Source organism: Micromonospora sp. DT81.3 (genome assembly GCF_049847225.1).
Classification (GTDB): domain Bacteria; phylum Actinomycetota; class Actinomycetes; order Actinomycetales; family Microbacteriaceae; genus Microbacterium.
Genome location: NZ_JBNCNY010000001.1, coordinates 599,238 through 611,994, shown reverse-complemented (window position 1 = coordinate 611,994; position 12,757 = coordinate 599,238). Strand labels below are relative to the sequence as shown.

General features: G+C 68.8%; 12 protein-coding genes. 8 read left to right on the top strand and 4 right to left on the bottom strand.

From position 1 onward, the window contains the following. Positions 1-17: 17 nt before the first annotated feature. Genes ACPW96_RS02950 through ACPW96_RS02940 form a run of 3 tightly spaced genes read right to left on the bottom strand, consistent with a single transcriptional unit; the run spans position 18 to position 1,931 of the window. The gene (locus ACPW96_RS02950) at positions 18-284 is read right to left on the bottom strand and encodes a hypothetical protein (protein ID WP_425881964.1); all 267 of its coding nucleotides are present in this window, start codon (positions 282-284) and stop codon (positions 18-20) included. 6 nt (positions 285-290) lie between these two features. After that, the gene (locus ACPW96_RS02945) at positions 291-1,154 is read right to left on the bottom strand and encodes a hypothetical protein (protein ID WP_425881963.1); all 864 of its coding nucleotides are present in this window, start codon (positions 1,152-1,154) and stop codon (positions 291-293) included. Positions 1,155-1,187: 33 nt separating this feature from the next. Further along, positions 1,188-1,931 (bottom strand): alpha/beta fold hydrolase, encoded by a 744-nt coding sequence (locus ACPW96_RS02940; protein ID WP_425881962.1) that lies wholly within the window; start codon positions 1,929-1,931, stop codon positions 1,188-1,190. Positions 1,932-2,139: 208 nt separating this feature from the next. On the opposite strand from ACPW96_RS02940, the gene ACPW96_RS02935 reads away from it, so the two are divergent. From ACPW96_RS02935 to ACPW96_RS02915, 5 genes are all read left to right on the top strand, one after another. Continuing rightward, a complete protein-coding gene (locus tag ACPW96_RS02935) occupies positions 2,140-3,435 on the top strand; it encodes an ABC transporter substrate-binding protein (protein WP_425881961.1) in 1,296 nt (431 codons plus the stop codon). Between the two features lie 61 nt (positions 3,436-3,496). Beyond that, the gene (locus tag ACPW96_RS02930) at positions 3,497-4,474 is read left to right on the top strand and encodes a carbohydrate ABC transporter permease (RefSeq protein ID WP_425881960.1); all 978 of its coding nucleotides are present in this window, start codon (positions 3,497-3,499) and stop codon (positions 4,472-4,474) included. Then, entirely contained in the window at positions 4,467-5,396 is a 930-nt protein-coding gene (locus tag ACPW96_RS02925) for a carbohydrate ABC transporter permease (RefSeq protein ID WP_425819329.1), read from the top strand. Before ACPW96_RS02930 ends, ACPW96_RS02925 begins: the two co-directional genes overlap by 8 nt. Next, positions 5,393-6,799: a Gfo/Idh/MocA family protein gene (locus ACPW96_RS02920; RefSeq protein WP_425881959.1), complete on the top strand. Its 1,407-nt coding sequence runs from the start codon at positions 5,393-5,395 to the stop codon at positions 6,797-6,799. The genes ACPW96_RS02925 and ACPW96_RS02920 overlap by 4 nt, the downstream gene beginning before the upstream one ends. Beyond that, on the top strand, positions 6,796-7,566 hold the full coding sequence (locus ACPW96_RS02915; RefSeq protein ID WP_425819332.1) for a sialate O-acetylesterase: 771 nt from the start codon (positions 6,796-6,798) through the stop codon (positions 7,564-7,566). Before ACPW96_RS02920 ends, ACPW96_RS02915 begins: the two co-directional genes overlap by 4 nt. Here ACPW96_RS02915 and ACPW96_RS02910 read toward each other — a convergent pair. After that, positions 7,530-9,137, bottom strand: coding sequence for a pectinesterase family protein (locus tag ACPW96_RS02910; RefSeq protein ID WP_425819334.1), 1,608 nt, complete (start codon positions 9,135-9,137; stop codon positions 7,530-7,532). The genes ACPW96_RS02915 and ACPW96_RS02910 overlap by 37 nt on opposite strands. A gap of 72 nt (positions 9,138-9,209) precedes the next feature. Here ACPW96_RS02910 and ACPW96_RS02905 point away from each other — a divergent pair, with 72 nt between their 5' ends. From ACPW96_RS02905 to ACPW96_RS02895, 3 genes are read left to right on the top strand one after another with little or no spacing between them, the layout of a single operon-like run. Next, the gene (locus ACPW96_RS02905) at positions 9,210-10,802 is read left to right on the top strand and encodes a family 43 glycosylhydrolase (protein WP_425881958.1); all 1,593 of its coding nucleotides are present in this window, start codon (positions 9,210-9,212) and stop codon (positions 10,800-10,802) included. Beyond that, entirely contained in the window at positions 10,799-11,620 is an 822-nt protein-coding gene (locus ACPW96_RS02900; protein WP_425881957.1) for a DUF6807 family protein, read from the top strand. The genes ACPW96_RS02905 and ACPW96_RS02900 overlap by 4 nt, the downstream gene beginning before the upstream one ends. Continuing rightward, the gene (locus ACPW96_RS02895; protein WP_425881956.1) at positions 11,617-12,756 is read left to right on the top strand and encodes a Gfo/Idh/MocA family protein; all 1,140 of its coding nucleotides are present in this window, start codon (positions 11,617-11,619) and stop codon (positions 12,754-12,756) included. Before ACPW96_RS02900 ends, ACPW96_RS02895 begins: the two co-directional genes overlap by 4 nt. The last annotated feature ends 1 nt before the right edge of the window (position 12,757 follow it).

Below are 12,757 nucleotides of genomic sequence, written 5' to 3'. Positions count from 1 at the left end.
CACGGCGCCGAGGACGGTCACGGCGTCCCGAGTTCGGCGAGCCAGGAGAGGAAGGCTCGCTGGGTGGCCGCGTCGAAGGAGTGCGGAGCGTCGACCCAGTGCGCGGAATAGGCCTCGCCGGCGTTCCTGCTCTCGTAGTGGCGCCGGATCACCTCGTCTGCGGCACGCATCCCCTCGAGTGGAAACAGCGCGTCCCGTTCGGCGTACCCGACGAACAGCGGCCGCGGTGCGCGGCACGCGGCGATATCGGGCCAGTCGGCGACGCGACCGATCCCGGGGTTCATGAAGGCTTAGGTGTGCGAATGGAGATAGCCGTCGAGCATCGCATCCATCGTCGACATCATGGCGATGACGGCTGCTGCGCGGATGTCGTCGCTCAGTGCCGTCGCGAGCACCGCCCGCGCACCGCCCCCCGAGAGCCCCGCGACCGTGACGCCCCCGTCTCGTACCTCCGGTCGCGCGGCGAGGATCTGCGCGGCGATGAGATCGTCGCGGACGATCACGCCGCCCCACGATGTGCCCAGGACTCCGAGCGTCTTGGCCATGACGTCCTCGTGCGGCCCGGCGTGCAGGTCGTATTCCCGTGCCTCATTCAGCGGCTCGCCGGCCCGGCGCCGCTCGTCCAGTTCGAGCCCAGCGATGTGCTCGCTTCGCCAGGGCATGTTCTCCACCGGCACCCGGCGACTGCCCCAGCCGAACGCATCATGCACCAGCACGACGTTGCCGGCCAGCGCGAACTCGTTCGCCACCGCCCGACCCGAATAGCACTCGTCGCGGAAGGCCTGGATCTGAGCGGAAACGGCGTCCGGGCCGTCGGCGATCTTCTCCTTGCCGTACCGCTTCATCCCGCCGTGGCAGTGCAGCGCGACGATTCCGGGGAGCGGACCGGTCTCGCCGCTCGGCCGCAGCAGGAACGCCTCCGTGTCTGGACCGAAACCCGTGCTCCACCGCAGCAGCGCACCGTCGACGCCGTTCCGCGTCCACCCGCCCAGCTCCTCGACTGGGGTGGCCGCGGGGATCGTCGGTACGCCGAGCACGTCGGTCAGGACGCGGGGGATGTCCTCCGGTGCACGACCGCTGAACGGCCGGCGATCGAGCAGAGAATCGAGACCTTCGATCCCTCGTAGGTCTCGGGGTGCAGATTGCGGCGACACCGGCGCTCCTTTCATGTCGGGGGAGGCGTGCGCTCAGGCGAGCGCCGCGCGAAGCTCCCGGCCGAACGCCTCGGGCCGGTCGAGCATGACGAAGTGCTGTGCCCCGGCGAGAACGATCTCGGGGATGCCACTGCGCGCGATGTCGTCGCTGCGGTCGTAGCTGCGGACCTCACCGCGGATGAGGGTGGTCGGCACCCGAACGGAGAGCAGGAGGTCGGTGATCGAGTCGTCGAGGGCGTCCGTGGTGTGGATGGCGCATCGCAGGAAGGCGACAGGATCGGTCAATCGGACCTCGGCCCGTCGCCACGCGGGGTCGCCGGCGAGTGTGAGCTCCCAGCCGCGGTCGAGGAAGTCCTGCTCGCTCCAGGCGGCGATATCGCCTGCACCGATGGCCCGACGGTCCAGCGCGGGCTCGACGGCTACGCACCGACGCACCAGGTCTGGCCTTGCTGCGGCGATCAGGATCGCAAGGGTGCCACCCAGGCTGTGCCCGACGAGATCGACCGGCCCGTCAGCGACGGTCTCCACGACGGCGATCACGGCATCCCGGAGAAACGGCAGCGAATAGTCGTATGTCCGCGGGCGATCGCTCCTGCCATGGCCGGGCAGGTCGACCAGGATGGCGCGACGACCGAGACGGGAAGCGGCATCCGCCCACGACGCCGCCCCGTGGCATCCCAGACCGTGCAGATACACGACGGGATCGCCGTCGCCCGCGACATCGATCCAGCGCACCGCGTCGCCCCGGGGCGTGAATGCGACGAAGTCCGCGTACATCGACCTGCCTCCTGCTCGTGGCTCCGGTCGAATGTATCGCGATTCAGCGCGATCAGAAACCGGTTCCCAACGGATCGAAAAGATTCGGGTAACCGGTTTCCCTTTTCGCCGTTTCGGGCGTAGCATATCTCGCACCGGTCGAGAAACCGGTTACTGAGCGCACGCTGTGCCGACGCTCGACCAGCTCACCACGAACAAGGGGACGTCAATGAAGACTCACACGAAGCGCCGTGCTATCACGGCTCTCTCGGTTGCGGCCGCAGCGGGCGTCGTGCTTGCGGGCTGCGCCGGCCCGGCTGCCGAGGACTCGGGAGATGTCACGCTCACGGTCCAGGCCTGGGCCGACACCACTCAGGCCGAGGTCTACGAAGAGGTCTTCGACGTCTTCGAGGAGAAGAACCCCGGCGTCACCGTCAAGCTCGACTGGATGGACGTCGGCTCGTACCAGGACAAGCTGGCGACGAAGTTCGCCGCCGGAAGCCCGCCGGACGTCATGTTCCTGGTGGGACTGTGGCTCGCCGAGTACGCCTCGCGCGGGGCACTCGCCGACCTGAGCGAGTTCTCGGACGAGATCGACTTCGACGACCTGCCGGAGAGCATCCTCGCATCCGGACAGCTCGACGGCGCGACGTACGGCATGCCGACGGGATCGACGGCCATCGGCTTCGTGTACAACAACGAGATCGTCGAGCAGGCGGGCCTGGAGATGCCGGATGACTCCACCTGGACCTGGGAGGACTTCGAGACGTTCAACAAGGAGATCTTCGACGCGACCGGCGTATACGGCACCGGCTTCTACGTTCCCTGGACCCCTGCCATCTCCACGTTCGCGCGCCAGCGCGGAGAGGACTTCTACACCGAGGACGGCGAACTCGGCGTCTCGGTCGACACGGTCGAGGACTACTTCCAGATGACGGTCGACATGCGCGCGAATGGTGGCTTCGCCCCCGCCGGCTCGCTCGAGGATCAGGGCAGCTCGACCGCGGAGTCTCCCCTCGGCAAGGACTTCATCGCGTCGCAGGTGATCCCCTCGAACGTCTTCCCGGACTTCCAGTCCGCATTGGACGGCAAGCTCGCACTCATGCGCTTCCCCGGCGAGACGGAGGGCGAGCGGCCCGGCATGGCGGTCACCCCCACCCTGCTGTGGGCGGCAGCGGCTCAGTCGAAGCACCCGGAGGAGGCCGCGAAGCTCATCGACTTCCTCACGAACGACCCGGAGTCCTACGAGGCTCGCTCCACGCTGCTCGGAGTGCCCATCAACCCGGCCGTCGCCGAAGAGGTCGCCGCCGGGCTGGAGCCCGATGCGAAGACGTTCGTCGACTACGTCCTCGGGCTTCAGGAGGAGGACCTCGCCCCGTACTTCCTCGAGCCCGCAGGCGCCGGAGAGGTGGGCAACGCGCTCGTGTCGGTCGGCACCGAGGTCGAGTTCGGCCGGATGACGCCGCGCGAAGCGGCGGAGAAGTTCGTCTCCGAGGCGGAGTCGATCCTCGCCAACGCCGGCTGATGCCACCGGGGCGGGTCCGCCGGACCCGCCCCCTCCCACCCGCACGATCGAAGGAGATACCGTGACCAGCCTTATCGGAGGCAGTGAGACCGTCGCCGAGGTCGAGCCAGGAGTTCTGAGCAGCGTCGTCCGAGACCGAGATCGTCCCTGGTGGCGCCGCAGCCGCGGGGGGAAGGACGACACCGCCGTCGCCTACGTGATGCTCATCCCCTGGATCCTCGGGATGCTGTTCACGATCATCCCCTTCGGCGTCTCGCTGTGGCTCGCCTTCACGGACTACAACCTGCTGCAGCCGCCCGAGTGGATCGGGTTCGAGAACTTCGTCCGGCTGTTCCAGGATCCGAAGATCGCGACCGCCACCCAGGTCACGCTGATGTACACGCTGCTGGCGGTTCCCATCTCGATAGCGGCTGCACTCGGGCTCGCGGTCCTCCTCAACCGGGGTGTGCGAGGACTCAACTTCTATCGATCCGTCTTCTACCTGCCGTCACTGATCGGCGCGAGCGTCGCCATCGTCATGCTGTGGCGCTCGATCTTCGGGTACAACGGCATCGTCAACCAGTTCCTCGGCTTCTTCGGCATCGATGGGCCAGGCTGGACGACGGATCCGGACTGGGCGCTCGTGACGCTCGTCACCCTCGCGGTCTGGGGCTTCGGGGCGTCGATGGTGATCTTCCTCGCCGGGCTGCGTCAGATTCCGCGGTCGTACTACGAGGCGGCCTCCGTCGACGGTGCGGGGGGATGGCGGCAGTTCCGGGCGATCACGCTGCCGCTGCTCAGCCCGGTCATCTTCTTCAATCTCGTGCTCGGTCTGATCGGCTCGCTGCAGACCTTCACGCAGGCCTTCGTCTTCAGCGGCGGCACCGGCGGTCCCGCCGAGTCCACCCTGTTCTACAACCTGTACCTCTACCAGCAGGGCTTCCAGCGGTTCGACATGGGCTACGCGTCAGCGATGGCGTGGGTCATGTTCGTCGTGATCGCACTGTTCACCGCGATCAACTTCTTCGCCTCGAAGTATTGGGTCTTCTACGATGACTGACACCACGGTAATCCGCACCGGCCTTCGCGGCCGCTCCAGCCTTCGCAGCCTTGCCGGCAAGGTCGGCGGTGAGACGCATCAGGAAGAGCTGACCGGCAGTCCCCGTCAGCGCTTCCTCCGCCATGTCGTGCTGATCGGTCTCGGCGTCGTGATGATCTACCCACTGCTGTGGATGCTCTCGGCGTCGTTCAAGCCGAGTGACATGGTCTTCAACGACGCGGGTCTCATCCCGAGCGAGATCGAACTCGGAAACTACGCGCAGGGGTGGGACGCACTGGAGTACCCGTTCCAGCTGTACATGTGGAACTCGCTCCTGCTGGCAGTCCTCAACATCATCGGCAACCTGCTGTCATGCTCGCTCGCCGCCTACGCCTTCGCTCGGCTGCGGTTCCGCGGTCGCAAGCTGATGTTCGCAGCGATGCTGGGCACGATGCTGCTCCCCGCTCACGTCGTGCTGATCCCGCAGTACATCGTGTTCGCCAAGCTCGGATGGGTCAACACGTTCCTGCCGCTGACCGTGCCGGCGTTCCTCGCTTCGAACGCGTTCTTCGTGTTCCTGCTCGTGCAGTTCATGAGGAACCTCCCCATGGAGCTGCAGGATGCCGCCAAGATCGACGGCGCGGGGGCGTTCCGCACGTTTTGGAGCATCATCCTTCCGCTCACGAAGCCGGCGCTCGCGACGATCGCCATCTTCACCTTCATCGGCAGCTGGAACGACTTCTTCGGGCCGCTGCTGTACCTGACCGACCAGAAGCTGCTCACCGTGCCGCTGGCCCTCCGCCAGTTCGTGGCGAGTGAGGGCTCGAGCCAGTGGGGTCCGATGTTCGCGATGTCGGTCGTCTCCCTGCTGCCGGTGATCGCCTTCTTCTTCATCGGACAGCGCTACCTCATCAACGGCATCGCAACGACGGGACTGAAATGACGGACTTCACTCGCCGCTACGCCATCATCGGGACGGGCGGTCGCTCGGAGATGTACCTGCGGGCCCTGCTGACCACTCACGCCGACCTCGGCGAGGTCGTCGCCTTCCTGGACACCAACGAGAGGCGCATGGCGTTCTATGACGGGGTGGCTCGAGAACTCGGCAGTGCAGCCGCCATCCGGCACTTCGCTCCCGAGTCGTTCGAGACGATGCTCGCCGAGACCGAACCCGATGTCCTCATCGTCACCTCGCCGGACTTCACGCACGCCGAGTACATCGTGGCGGGTCTTGACCGTGGCCTGGACGTCGTCTGCGAGAAGCCCATGACGATCGATGCGCCGAGCCTGCGGGCCATCGTCGACGCGGCGAACCGTTCGACGGGGAATCTCATCGTGACCTTCAACTACCGATACTCGCCGCGCAACACCCTGGTCCGGCAGATCATCGCCGATGGTCTCATCGGCGATGTGACCTCCGTGCACTTCGAGTGGTGCCTGGACACCGTGCACGGGGCGGACTACTTCCGCCGATGGCACAGGGAGAAGTCGAAATCCGGTGGGCTCCTGGTGCACAAGTCGACGCATCACTTCGACCTGGTCAACTGGTGGATCGACGATGTGCCCGATGTCGTGTTCGCACTCGGGCGGCTCAGATTCTACGGACCCGAGAATGCGGCGCGTCGTGGCCTGGGACCGCGCGCCGAGCTGGGTCGCGACCTGCCGGGCGATCCTTTCGCCCTGGACCTCGCCGCAGACGACAAGCTGTCGGCCCTGTTCCTCGAGGCGGAGTCGCTGGACGGCTACCAGCGCGATCGCGACGTGTTCTCGGACGGCATCACAATCGAGGACAACATGACCGTCGCCGTCGGGTACCGGAGCGGTGCGTCCCTCGCGTACACCCTTGTCGCGCACTCGCCCTGGGAGGGGTATCGCGTCGCGATTTCGGGAACCGAGGGACGCGTGGAGCTGGAGGTGGTCGAGCGAGGCGCCGTCAGCCACGACCGTGCGACCAGTGGCCTCGGGCCGAACGGCAAGTCCGCTCCCGTCGTCGACCCGAGCGCGCAGGTCGACGACCTCGCGCAGACGGAGACCGTCCGTCCCCACGGGTCGCGCGTCGTGCTGCAGCGCCTGTGGGAGCCGCCCCGCGTCATCCCCATTCCGGAAGGTGTCGGATCGCACGGCGGTGGGGATCGGATGCTGCTCGACGACGTGTTCCGTGGACCGGGGGAGGACCCCCTCCGGCGTCAGGCCGGGTACCTCGACGGGGTGCGCAGCGTGATCGTCGGCGTCTCAGGCAACGAGTCCATCCGCACCGGGATGCCGGTGCGCGTCGCCGAGTTCGGGCTCCCCCTGATCGAATCCGATGGCGGCGTCCACGGCCTCCGGCCCAAGGTCTCCGCGTGACGGGCCGAAGGCACCTCATCCTCGTGCTGGGCCAGTCCAACGCGAACGGCTCGAACACCGACTATCAGCCCGACGGGCTCGACGCGCGCGACCCGCGGATCGAGGTGTTCCCCGGTTCCGGGCCGGACGCCGGCACCATCGTGCACGCGCGCGAGCCGCTTCCGCCCATCGGGGGCCACCCGCCGGGTGGGCTCGGACCGGGCGGGCCGTTCGCCGCGCTGCTCCTTCCGACGCTTCCGCCGGAGGACCGGATCCTTCTCGTGCCCGTCACGATGGGCAGCACCGGCATGCGCTCGCACGGCGGTTACGCCGGCGTGTGGAAGGTGGACCTGGTGAAAGACGGTGCTCCGAATCTCTTCGACGCCACGATCGCGCACAGTACCGCCGCCCTGGAGGCGGCCGGTCCCGGCGCGACGATCGACGCGATCCTGTGGCATCAGGGCGAGACCGACGGCGGCCGCAGCGAGGCGGACTACGCCGCCGACCTCGATGAGCTGATCGGGGCGCTCCGGGAACGGCTGCCGGCCGCGGCCGATGCGCCCTTTCTCGTGGGTCAGCTCCCGGCGGAGCGTCGCCGCGCATACCCGAACCACCAGGGCGTGGCGGATGCCCTGCGGAACACCCCGAACCGGGTACCGAACACCGGCTATGCCGAGGCGCCGCCGTTCGGTCACGTCAACGACCTCACCACGCACCTGACGGCATCCGGTCAGCGCATCCTCGGCGAGAACTACTTCGTCGCGTACGAGGAGCTGCGCGCAGGCTGAGCAGGCGCGCGCCGCTCCCCATCGAGCAGGCCCGCGGATGCGACCCCTTCGGCCACCAGCGCGGCGACGGCATCCGCGCCCTCGTCGGACAGATGGGTGTCGTCGGCCTCGCCATCGGGGAAGCCGGGCCACACTCGCGGCTCGAGCCAGAGGAACAGCCGCTTGCTCTCTTCGGGCCCGAGCTCCTGCACCAGGCTGCCCGTCAGCCGCGTGAGATCGATCAGGGCGACACCCTCCGCGGCGGCGAGCCGGCGCACGCGCTCCGGGTAACCGCCGTGAGTCGAGCGCAGGCGGCCGTCGACGAAATGCCGGCGCACGATGGGGGTCAGCAGGACGGGCACTCCGCCGCGCGCGCGGGCGCCGATGAGATAACGGCGGAGGTTCGACTCGAACTCCGTGAAGACGTCGCTGTGCCGTTCATCCGGCTTCGAATCGTTGTGGCCGAACCCGATCAGCAGCAGGTCGCCCGGCTCCAGGGTGTCGAGAGCCGCATCGAGTGCACCGAGCTCGATGAAGCTGCGGCTGCTCGCCCCGGAGATCGCGAGATTGCGCGTCGGCATCCCGGTGTGCCGACGGAGGCGCTGTCCCCACCCCGTGCGCGGCGCGCGGCTCTGGTCGTAGTGCGACGCGGTCGAGTCCGAGACGATGACGGCGGCGGGGCCCTCTTGCATGCGGGCCGCGGGGGCGGTGAGCCAGTCCCGGGGATCGGGAGCCAGGGCGGCCTGTGGTCGGTCTTCCCCCCGCCGGGCGCCTTCGCCGACGTTCTCGAACTCCTCGAACCGCGCGTCGCGCCACGAGAATCCGCCCATGTCGTCCCACGGCTCGGCGGCGATGTGCGCCCCCAGGCGGCATCGTGCGAACACGGCCTGACCGACCGCATCCGGTTTGCCGCCCGGGTGCCAGGGACGTCCCAGTCGCACGGATCCGTCCGGAAGATCGGCGACGACGTCCACGTTCCAGAAGAGGAACCCCCGCGGGTTCTCCCGCGCGGTGCTCGGCGCGGCGATGTAACCGGGCCCCACGCTGCGCAGGATGCCCCCTTCGATGAGGGCCGTGGCGCGGCCGTAGACGAAGTCGACATCCCCCTGGATCTCGCACTCCCGCAGGTGCACGCGGCGCCACGCGGCGAAACTGGGGGCGTCGAGCAGAACGGTGTCCTGCCTGCCCAGCAGACGGCACCCATCGAGAAGGATCTCATCGCCGCGCGTTCGCAGGGCGAGCGCCTGCACGTTCGGAAGCTCAGGATGCGCGCGGCGGTCGAAGCTGTTCTCGATCGTGATGTGCCGGACGGTGACCGCATCGGCGTCGATCGTGAGGGTCGCGCACGACTGGACGAACTCCATGCCCGTTCGGTCGCGGTCTCCTTGCCGCAGGCCGAAGGTCAGCACGACATCCTCGGCGGCGCCCGTGGACGAGCGGATCAGCAGGGGCGCATCCCGAGGGGCGATCACGACGTGCTCGATGTACACGCCGGGATGCAGCACGATCTCGGTGGCGTCGGGGTCTGCGAGCGCCATCCCGAGCGTCGGGATCATGTCTGCGTCGTCTCCGACCCGCAGCATCTTCGCCATTGTTTCCTCCGAGTAACCGGTTTCCGGTACGATTCTACGCATAGTAACCGGTTTCTCGACAGAATCGATCCCATGAACCCTCGGCACGACGATGAGCCGCACTACCAGAACCCGATCCTCGACGAGGACCGGCCGGACCCCGATGCGATCCGGGTGGGCAGCGACTTCTACCTCGTCGCGTCGAGCTTCAACCGGGCGCCCGGGCTTCCGGTGTTCACCTCCCGCGACCTCGTAAATTGGGCCCCCGTCACGTCGGCCATCCCCCGCAACGAGCCCGAAGACTGGTTCCGGCTGCCCCGGCACGGCGGGGGCGTATGGGCACCCTCCATCCGCCACCACGAGGGCACCTTCCACATCGTCTTCCCCGATCCGGATCGCGGAATCCTTGTGACGAGCGCGACCGATGCGGCCGGGCCATGGACCGAGCCGAGGGTGCTGCTCGAGGGCCTCGGCCTGATCGATCCGTGCCCGCTGTGGGACGACGACGGCGCGGCGTATCTCGTGCACGGCTGGGCCGGCAGCCGCGCGGGGCGCAAGAACCAGCTGTGGGTCGCACCCGTCGATGCGCGGCTGACCACAGCACTGGGTCCGAGCAGGCTGGTGATCGACGGGAACGCGCTGGACGGGTACCGAACGCTCGAGGGGCCGAAGTTCTACAAGCGGGACGGCTGGTACTGGATCTTCGCCCCAGCCGGCGGAGTCGCGACCGGATGGCAGTCGGTGTTCCGTTCCCGAAGCGTGTTCGGTCCCTACGAGGGCCGGATCGCCCTGGAGCAGGGAGAGACCACCGTCAACGGACCCCACCAGGGCGCATGGGTGGACGCCGGGGACGGCACGGACTGGTTCCTCCACTTCCAGGACCGGGGCGCATTCGGTCGCGTGCTGCATCTTCAGCCGATGGCGTGGGATGCCGAGGGCTGGCCGCTCATGGGCCGGGCCGTCTCGGGCGGAGCGGCGGTCCCCGTGCTGCGGCATCCCTCGCCCCTCGGGGCGGTCCAGCAGCGGCGCACGCTCGCGGCGGACGATGACTTCATCGATGGGATCGACGCGAACTGGGCGTGGCAGGCGAATCCACGCGCCGATTGGTGGGACACCGGATCGGACGGGCTGCGGCTCGTGGCCGTGCCGAACGACGGGGGGAATCTCCGCGCGATCCCGCAGGTGCTCGGGCAGCCCCTTCCGGGGATGCCGATATCGGCGGAGGTGTCGATTCGAGTCGACGGGCCGCCGGGAACGCGCGCGGGGTTACTGGTGCTGGGCCGGAGCTACCTCTGGGTGGGACTCCGGGTGGGCGATGGGGGGAGACGGCTCGTCGTCGCCACCCGGATAGACGGTCGGCTCGAGGAGGAGATCGTGCGCGATCGACCGTGGGCGAGTGACGAAGTCCGCCTGCGGGTGATCGTCGACAGTGATGCCGTCGTCTCGGCACTCGTCCTCGACGGAGGGGTGTGGCAGGAGCTCGCGGTCGCGTTCACGGCCGTCGCGGGTCACTGGATCGGCGCGGAGATCGGAATCTTCGCCGCGGCGCCGCTCGGCGGCGAGCCGGGCGTTGCGCGGATGCAGCGGTTCCGGATCCGCACGGAGGATCCGGTCGGCGCGCAGGATCCGATCGACACAGAGGAGCCGGACGGCGCGCAGGCTCCCGTGAGCCGGAGCCGAGCATGACCTCGGCGGTAGCGCTCGAGGTGAACGGGCACGTCGTCGCTCGGCTGGATGACGGCTCGGACATGGCGCCGCAGCTCTCTCCGCGCCCGTTCGTCGAGGCGTGGACCCTCGGGGGAGAGCCCGTGACGCAGACTCATCCGAGCGACCATCCGCACCACTACGGCGTGAGCGCCGCCCTGCCCGATGTCGACGGCGTGAGCTACTGGGGTGGGCGCACGTACGTGCGCGGGAGCGGGTCGACCATGCTGGAGAATCACGGGACGCAGCGGGTCGAGAGCCGGACGGTGTCGGCCTCGGGCGTTCTCGACGAGATCTCGTGGCGGCGACCCGACGGCAGCCTCCAGGCAGTCGAACAGCGCGAGGTGTCGGTGGAAGGGTTCGACGGCGGCTGGATTCTCGACTGGGTGTCACGACTGCAGGCGCCGGACGGCGTCACGCTGGGGAGCCCCGCGACGAACGGGCGGCCGGGAGCGTTCTACGGAGGCCTGTTCTGGCGCACGCCCTTCGAATCGGCCGCGATCTCATCGGAGGCACTCGCCGGGGTCGAGGCGGCCCACGGATCGGAGTCGCCGTGGCTTGCGATCCAGTCTCCTCGGGCCGCGCTCGTGGCGGCGGCGCCGCGAGGGTACCCGTGGTTCGTCCGGGACGACGGCTACGTCGGATTCGGTCCCGCGGTGGCGGTGCGGCATCGGCGTGCCGTGCCGCCGGGAGGCGCATTGAGCCTGCGGCTCCGGGTCGCCGTGCTGAATGGCGACGAGGAGCGCGTCGTGGAGCGAGGCCGCCGAGCCGTGTTCGGCGGAGAAGGAGGCCGGCTGTGACCACCTCGTCTACCCCCACGGTCGCGGTGGTCGGTGCCCATGGGCACGGCCGTTCGCACGTCGTCATCGCGACCGACGCCCATCGCGAGGGGCGCATCACCCTGGCGGCCGTGGTCGATCCCGTGCCCGTCCCCTCCGGCCTCCTCCCCGACGCGACCGCCTATCACTCAGAGTTCGCATCTCTCCTCGAGGCTGCGGTGCCTGATGTCGTGATCATCAGTACGCCGATCCACACCCACGCCGACCTGGCCCTCGCGGCCGTGCGGGCGGGGGCGGACGTTCTCCTCGAGAAGCCGCCGACCGCCACCCTGACGGAGTTCGATGAGCTGTGCGCGGAGTCCGAGAGAGCGGGCGCCCTGGTGCAGGTCGGCTTCCAGAGTCTCGGCTCGCACGCCCTCGCCTACATCCGGGATCGCGTGCGCGAGGGCGCGGTCGGCGAGATCACCCGCTACGGCGCCTCGGCGGGCTGGGTGCGGCCCGAGAGTTACTGGCGACGTGCCGCGTGGGCCGGCAGACGCCGAGTGGGCGACCGCGTCGTGGCAGACGGCGTGCTCACCAATCCTCTGGCTCACGCCACGGCCACGGCGCTCGCGCTGGCGGACCGCATGCGAGCGGACGACGTCGTCGGCATGACCCTCGACCTGCATCGAGCCAACGACATAGAGGCCGACGACACCTCCGTCGCTCGCCTTGGGCTGCGGGACGCGCCATCGCTCACGACCGCCGTGAGTCTCTGCGCGACTTCGCGTGAGGAACCCTGGGTCGAGGTCGTGGGCACGAAGGGCCGCATCGTCTTCTACTACGGGATCGACGTCGTGCAGGAGCACTCGCGCGCGGGCGAGCCGCCCGTGACGACGCGGCACGATCGCACGGCGCTCCTCGAGGACCTCATCATCGCGCGTCGCGACGCTCGCCCGCTGTGCTCGCCGCTCGTGGACAGCGGAGGATTCATGAGGCTCCTGCAGGGGGTGATGGATGCACCCGATCCGGCGGCGATCGACCCGTCCCGGGTGCGGTGGGTGACGGACGCCGCCGGCCGCCATCCGATCGTCGACGGTGTCGAGCATGCCCTGCACGAGGCCGTCCGCACGGAGCGCACGTTCCGCGAGGCCGGCGTGGAGTGGGCTCAAGCCTGAG

Bases quoted from the DNA above. Each gene is read 5' to 3' on its own strand.
- ACPW96_RS02905 (WP_425881958.1), top strand. From the start codon at position 9,210: ATGAACCCTCGGCACGACGATGAGCCGCACTACCAGAACCCGATCCTC.
- ACPW96_RS02925 (WP_425819329.1), top strand. From the start codon at position 4,467: ATGACTGACACCACGGTAATCCGCACCGGCCTTCGCGGCCGCTCCAGC.
- ACPW96_RS02920 (WP_425881959.1), top strand. From the start codon at position 5,393: ATGACGGACTTCACTCGCCGCTACGCCATCATCGGGACGGGCGGTCGC.
- ACPW96_RS02900 (WP_425881957.1), top strand. From the start codon at position 10,799: ATGACCTCGGCGGTAGCGCTCGAGGTGAACGGGCACGTCGTCGCTCGG.
- ACPW96_RS02935 (WP_425881961.1), top strand. From the start codon at position 2,140: ATGAAGACTCACACGAAGCGCCGTGCTATCACGGCTCTCTCGGTTGCG.
- ACPW96_RS02940 (WP_425881962.1), bottom strand. From the start codon at position 1,931: ATGTACGCGGACTTCGTCGCATTCACGCCCCGGGGCGACGCGGTGCGC.
- ACPW96_RS02950 (WP_425881964.1), bottom strand. From the start codon at position 284: ATGAACCCCGGGATCGGTCGCGTCGCCGACTGGCCCGATATCGCCGCG.
- ACPW96_RS02910 (WP_425819334.1), bottom strand. From the start codon at position 9,137: ATGGCGAAGATGCTGCGGGTCGGAGACGACGCAGACATGATCCCGACG.